This window comes from Ramlibacter sp., assembly GCF_013697775.1.
Classification (GTDB): Bacteria; Pseudomonadota; Gammaproteobacteria; order Burkholderiales; family Burkholderiaceae_C; genus Ramlibacter.
The window spans coordinates 1-7,087 of sequence record NZ_JACCWG010000026.1 but is presented as its reverse complement, the minus strand read 5'-3'; the positions used below and the strand labels follow the sequence as shown (position 1 = coordinate 7,087).

General features: G+C 71.4%; 3 protein-coding genes. All 3 read left to right on the top strand.

Annotated elements, in window-relative coordinates; all coding sequences use genetic code 11:
* A partial coding sequence (locus tag H0U68_RS01290; RefSeq protein WP_296352352.1) for an aminotransferase class III-fold pyridoxal phosphate-dependent enzyme occupies window positions 1-2,797 on the top strand: 2,797 nt, incomplete at its 5' end.
* Window positions 2,798-2,813: 16 nt separating this feature from the next.
* Window positions 2,814-3,233, top strand: coding sequence for an acyl carrier protein (locus H0U68_RS01285; RefSeq protein ID WP_296352351.1), 420 nt, complete (start codon window positions 2,814-2,816; stop codon window positions 3,231-3,233).
* Between the two features lie 5 nt (window positions 3,234-3,238).
* Window positions 3,239-7,087 (top strand): type I polyketide synthase (locus H0U68_RS01280; RefSeq protein WP_296352350.1); only part of this gene is annotated, 3,849 nt, incomplete at its 3' end.

Here is a 7,087-nt window from a genome sequence, read left to right as displayed (position 1 = left end):
GGTGCAGCCAGCCGCCCCCGCCAAGCCGGCCGCCGCACCAACTGTCGAGGCCCCCGGGGAGCAAGCCGCTGCGTCCGCGCCCGCGCCGGCCAAGCCCGCGGCCGGCGACCGCTTCAGCGCGTTTTCGACGCGGCTCGAAGCCGACAGCCGCAAGGACGACAAGCGCAAGCTGGCCCACATCGAGGCACTTGCGCGCGCGCAGGAGGCACGGGCGGGCAGCTCCAAGGAGCTCGCGCAGAAGTACCGCGGTGTCCTGGCCGACAACCGTGTTTCCGCGGGCTTCCGGCCGCTGCTCAAGGAGCTGGTCTACCCGATCGTTGCCACCCAAGCCGAAGGGGCGCACATCGTCGACATCGACGGCAACCGGTACATCGATTTCACGATGGGTTTCGGCGTGCATCTTTTCGGGCACGCGCCGGAGTTCGTCACCCAGGCGCTGCGGGCGCAGCTCGAGCTGGGAATGCCGATCGGGCCCCAGTCGCCCATGGCGGGCCGCGTGGCGGCGCTGATCGCCGAATTCACCGGCCATGAACGGGTGGTGTTCTGCAATTCGGGAACCGAGGCCACGATGACAGCGGTGCGCCTGGCGCGCCTGGCCGCCGGCCGCGACAAGATCGTGGTCTTTCGCAACTCCTACCACGGCAGCTTCGACGGCTTCCTGGCGCGCAGCGCCGCGCAGGGCGCAACGCGGCCGGCCAGCCCCGGCACGCCGGAATCCGTGGTGGCCGACACCATCGTGCTCGATTACTGCGACCCCGCCGCCCATGCCTACATCGAAGAACACCACGCCGAGATCGGCGTGGTGCTGGTCGAACCCGTGCAAAGCCGCGCGCCCTCCATGCAGCCGGGCCCGTTCCTCGCGCGGCTGCGCGAGATCACGCGCAGCCACGGCATCGTGCTGCTGTTCGACGAGGTGATCTCCGGCTTTCGCTGCGCCCGCGGCGGCGCGCAGGAGTACTTCGGCGTGCGCGCCGACATGTGCACCTACGGCAAGGTGGTGGGAGGCGGCATGCCGATCGGCGTGGTCGCGGGCACGGCGGCCTGCATGGACGGCGTCGACGGCGGCTGGTGGCAGTTCGGCGATGCGAGCTACCCGGAAAAGAACACTATCTTCTTCGCCGGAACCTTCTCCAAGCATCCGCTGACCATGGCGGCGTCGCTGGCGGTGCTCGACTACCTGAAAAGCGCCGACCTCGGCTTCTACCAGCGCTTGAACGACGCCACGCGGGTGCTGGCCGGCCGCCTCATCAAAGTGTTCGAGGAAGAAGGCGTGGACGTGACCATCGAGCAGTTCAGCTCGCTGTTCCGCTTCACTTCCACCGGCAGCCTCGACCTGTTCTTCTACCAGCTGCTGGCCAACGGCATCTACATCTGGGAAGGCCGCAACTGCTTCGTGTCCACCGCGCACACCGCGCAGGACATGGACCAGATGGTCGACACGGTGCGCGCGGTCTGCAAGGAACTGGTGCCGCTGGGCCTGCTCCCCCTAGTCGAGGGGGCGCGGCAGGGCACGGCCGCCAGCCGGGTCGCCCTGTCGGACGCCCAGCAGCGCTTTCTCGCCCTGGATCGCTCCCGCCCCGCGGGGCGGATCGCCAACAACGTCTGCTTCGGTTTTCGCTTCGACGCGCCGCTCGACGCGGCACGCCTGGCGGCAGCCGTCGAAGCCGCGGTGGGCAACCACGATGCGCTGGGCTGCCGCCTCGACTTGGCCGAGGGCGTGCAGGCGCTGGGGCCGTGCACGGGGTTCGCGGTGAAACGCATCTCGCACGCCGGCAGGCTGAGCCCCGAGATCGCGGCCCAGCTGGCGGACCGGGAGCAGGCGCAGCCGCTCGACGCCGAGGCCGGCCGCAACCTGCGCGCGCAACTGCACGAGTTCGCCGGCGGCGGCGCCTTCCTGTGCCTGTCGCTGCACCACCTGGTCTGCGACGGGTGGAGCCTGGGCGTGCTGCTCAAGGAGATCGCGCAGCGCTTCAACGGGGTGCCGGCCACGCCCGGAGTGTCCTACGCCGACTGGATCGCACAGGAAAACGACTACCGCAACAGCGACCGCTACACCGCCGACAAGGCCTACTGGAGCACGGTGGTGGAGAAGATCGGCGCTTACCAGGCGGGCAACCCCGCCGGGTGCGAGCCGCACTCCAGCCATGCCGGCGCGCGCCCGGGCGGGCGGGCGAGCATGACGCTCGACGCCAGCGCAACGGCCGCGATCGCCGCGCAGGCCAAGCGCAGCAGCACCACCGCGTTCACCTGGGTGCTCGCCTGCGTCCAGCTGTTCCTCAGCCGCGTCTACCGCGGCCGGGTGCCGGTGATGGGCCTTCCCTTCGCCAATCGCACCAGCCGCCTGCGCGACCTGGTCGGCAACTGCGTGAACCTGCCCGTGCTGCTGCCGGCGCACGGCAAGGGACTGGACTTCGAGGAAGTGCTCGCGGCATCCCGCGCGGCGATGAGCGACATCATGTCGCACTCGCGCTTCCCATACCACGAGATCTGCGGGCTGTACCGAAGCCAGCCCGATCCCCAGCGCGACATGCCGGCCGAAATCACCTTCAATTTCGAGCCGCTGACCGAGATGCCAGCCTTCGGCACGGCGGTTCCCGAGCTGGTGGCGCCGGTCAACCGGTGGATCGAGTTCGACCTGATGTTCAACATCTTCTTCTTGCAGACGGGCATGCGCATCGAGCTGGACTACAGCACCGATCTCTTCACGGCCGACGACGCCTACGGCTGGCTCAACCTGCTGGCGAAGATCATCGAGAACGAGACATCCGCCGTCCCGGCCGCCAGGCTGGCCGCATGATCCCGAGGAACACCCGATGCCCGAGCCCTCGTTGATTGCCCGCCTGCAGGGCGCGGCGCCGCCGCTGCGGTCCTCCATCCTGGTCGATCACGTGATCTCCGGGCTGTGCAAGGCGCTGCATCTCGACAGCCCGGCCCTGGTCAACGGCCGCTCCCGCTTCGCCGAGCTGGGGATCGATTCGCGGCGGGCGCTCGAACTCAAGGAAGACCTCGAGGAAGAGCTTGGCTGCGCGCTGCCGACCACGCTGTTCTTCAACTACCCGACGCCCGAGCGGCTGGCGGCGTACGTGATCGACCAGGCCCTCGGGCTGGGCACTGCCACGCCGGCCACCGGCGCGGACGCGGCCAGCGTGGCCGCTGCGGCGCAGGCCGATCCGGCGGACGCGGACGACATCGACGCGCAGATGCGCAGCACGTTCGCAAAATACGGGGTCTGACGCCGATGGCTGAAAACACGACCGATCTGCAGAGGGCGTTCAAGGTCATCCAGAAGCTCGAAGGCGAGCTCGCGGCGCTCAGGCGGCGCCGCGCGGAACCGATTGCCATCGTCGGCATGGCATGCCGGTTTCCCGGGGCGAACGGGCTCGAGGAATTCTGGTCGCTCCTGTCGGAAGGCCGCGACGCGATCACCGAGGTGCCGGCGGACCGGTGGGACATCGATGCGCTGTACGACCCCGATCCGGACGCGCCGGGCAGGATGTGCACGCGCCTGGGCGGCTTCGTTTCCGACGTCGACAGGTTCGACGCCGCATTCTTCAACATCGCGCCGCTCGAGGCAGCGTTGATGGACCCCCAGCAGCGCCTGCTGCTGGAGCTCACGTGGTCGGCGCTGGAACACGCGGCCATCGCGCCCGACGCGCTGGAAGGTTCACCCACCGGTGTGTTCGCGGCCATCACCGGCGGCGACTACGGCCGGATGGCGGCCTGCGACGCGCAGACCCTGAATGCCTACTGGGGCACCGGCAACGCACCCAGCGTCGCCGCCGGCCGGATCGCCTACACCTTCGGCCTGACCGGCCCCTGCATGTCCATCGACGCCGCTTGCTCCTCGTCGCTGGTCGCCGTGCACTGCGCCGCGGAGAGCCTGCGGCGGGGCGAATGCACCACGGCCCTGGCGGCCGGCACCAACCTGCTGCTGTCGCCCGAAGCGACCATCGCCCTGTCCAAGGCGCGGATGATGTCGCCGGACGGGCATTGCAGGACCTTCGATGCGCGGGCGAACGGCTATGTCCGCTCGGAAGGCGCCGCGGTGCTGGTGCTCAAGACCCTCGGCCGCGCCCGTGCCGACGGCGACCGGGTGTGCGCCGTCATCCGCGGCAGCTGCGTCAACCAGGACGGCGCCACGAGCGGCCTGACAGTGCCCAGCGGCCCCTCCCAGGCCGCCTTGATCCGCCAGGCCCTGGCCAACGCGGGAGTCGACCCCCGCGAGGTCGGCTACATCGAGACGCACGGCACCGGGACGGCGTTGGGCGACCCCATCGAAGTCGGTGCCCTGGGCGAGGTCTTCGGCGGCAGCCACGGGCCCGGGCAGCCCCTGTACATCGGTTCGGTCAAGGCGCTGGTGGGCCATACCGAACTCGCGGCGGGAATGGCGGGGCTGATCAAGCTCGTGCTGTCGCTCGACCGCGGACTCATCCCCGGCTATCCCCAGCTGGGCGAACTCAATCCGCATATTCCGTGGAAGCGGCTGCCGTTCGCCATTGCGCGCGAGACCACGCCCTGGCCGTCGGCGGCGCGGCGCATCGCAGGCGTCAGCAGCTTCGGGTTCAGCGGCACGAATGCCCACGTCGTGGTCGAGGCGGCGCCCCCGCAAGAGGCCGCGCCGACGGCCGTTGCGGCGCAGCCCGCCCACCTGCTGTGCCTGTCGGCGCGCAGCGAAGCGTCGCTGCTGGCCCTTGCCGGGCGCTACGCCGAACACCTGGGCCGCATGCCCGCGCCGGACATCGATGCGGTCTGCCACACCGCAGCCGTCGGGCGCGCCCATCTGCCGCATCGCCTGTCGCTCGGCGCGGCGACGGCTGCCGAACTGGCGGGCAGCCTGGCAAGCATCGCCGGCGGCGCGCAGGCGGCATCGGGCGGTGCCGCGCCCGTGACTGCGCCCAGGGTCGCGTTCCTTTTCGCCGGCCAGGGCGCGCAGTACGCCGGCATGGGCCAGCGGCTCTATCGGCTGCATCCGGTGTTCCGCCAGGCCATCGACCGCTGCGAAGAAGCCCTCGCCGCCGAGCTGGACCAGCCCCTTCGCGAGCTGCTCTGGGGCGCCGGTGCGGCGCAGCTGTCCGAAACGCGCTACACGCAGCCGGCCCTGTTCGCCCTCGAATACGCGCTGGCGCAGCTGTGGCTGAGCTGGGGCGTCCGGCCCGGCTTCGTCATCGGGCACAGCATCGGCGAATTTGCCGCCGCCTGCCTGGCGGGCGTCTTCAGCCTGGAAGACGCGGCGCGCCTGGTGGCCGCCCGGGGCCGGCTGATGCAGGCGCTGCCCGGCGGAGGCGCCATGGCCGCGATTGCGGCGCCGCGCGAGCTGGTTGCTTCCGAGGTCGCGGCGATGGCCGATCGGGTGTCGATCGCGGCATTCAACTCGCCCACCCAGACCGTCATTTCAGGCGCGCGCGCCGCGGTGCAGGACATCTGCGCGCGCCTGGCCGCCCAGCATGGCATTGCCGACCCCGGCCTGCTCGAGGTTTCGCATGCCTTCCATTCGCCGCTGATGCGGCCGATGCTGGCGGCCTTCCGCCAGGTGGCCGACAGCGTGTCGTTCTCGCGGCCTTCGATCGGCTTCGTGTCGGCACTGACTGGCCGGCTCGTGGACGACGAGGTCTGCGGCGCCGACTACTGGGTCGCGCACGTCGGCGCGCCCGTCGACTTCATGGCCGGCCTGGCGTCGCTCGCCGGCCAGGGCGTCGGCATCGCACTCGAGATCGGCCCCGGCACCGCGCTGACCGGGCTCGCGCGCGCCACGCTCGGCGACGGCCCCATGCGCAAGCTGGGCAGCTTGCGGCGCAACGGCGACGACTGGAAGGAGATCCTCGCCGCGCTGGGCCGGCTCTACGTCGCGGGAGCCGCCATCGACTGGCGGCGCGCCGGCCGGCTGGACCAGACAGCGCCGCCGCGCACGGCGCTGCCGGACTATCCCTTCGAGCGGCAGCGCCACTGGCTGCCGGACACGCGCGGCGGCGCGATCCCCGGGCGCCCGGCCGCGGGTGCGGGCCGGGGCCATTCCCTGCTGGGCGCCGCGGTTGCGACCGCCGCCCTGCCCGCCACCGACCTCCTCTACGAATCGGCACTGTCGGCGCGCAGGCCCGGGTTCCTGAATGACCACCAGGTCTACGGCAGGGTGGTGGTGCCGGCGGCCGCCTATGTCGACATGGCGCTCAGCGCCGCCGCCGCCCTGCATCCGGAGCTGGCGCCGGGGCTGGCGAACCTGTCCATCCAGGCCGCGCTGGTGGTGACGCGGGAGCGGTCCACCATGGTCCAAACGGTGCTTGCCCAGGGCGCCCCCGGTGCGCGCCACGGGCTGCGGATCTTCAGCAACCCGGCCGGCGGCGACACCACGCCGGTGGACTGGCAGCTGCACGTGACGGGCGAGATCGACAGCGTGGCGGCGCAGCCGCCCGCGTCGGTCGACCTGGCGGGTCTTCGCGCGCGCCTGGCGCAAGCAGGCGAAGCCCTGGACGTCCAGGGCTTCTATGACGGGTATGCCGCACTCGGCCTCGACTACGGCCCGGCCTTTCGCACCGTTCGCGCGGTCACCCGCATCGCGGCGAGCGGCGACGGCGGGGAAAGCCTCGCCCGCGTCGCGATCGACGCGGCTGCGGATGCAGGGCATCTCATCCACCCCGCCCTGCTGGATGGATGCTTCCAGGCAGTGGGTGCGATCTTCTCCCGGCTCGAGGGGCGCGCCGCCTATCTGCCGGTCGCCATCGCCCACCTGCGGCTGCACGGTCCCATGCCCGATGCGGTCTGGAGCCACGCCGTCCTGCGCAAGAACGCCGAGGACAGCACCCGGGTGGTGGTCGACATCCGGCTCGTCACCGACGACGGCCAGGTGGTTGCCGGCGTCGACGGGCTCGAGGCCGTGCCGGTCGACCGCCGCGCGCTGATCCTCGCGACCGCCAACTGGAAGGACAAGCTCTATGCGGTCGACTGGGTGCCGCAGCCGCGCCGCCAGGCGGCCCACGATCAGGAGCCGGCCAGCGCGCTCGCCGCGGATGCCGGCTGGCTGGTGATCGCCGACCGGGGCGGGGCCGGCGCCGCGCTGGCCGAGGCGCTCCAAGCGCGCGGCCAGCACGTGGTG

Bases quoted from the DNA above. Each gene is read 5' to 3' on its own strand.
- H0U68_RS01285 (WP_296352351.1), top strand. From the start codon at position 2,814: ATGCCCGAGCCCTCGTTGATTGCCCGCCTGCAGGGCGCGGCGCCGCCG.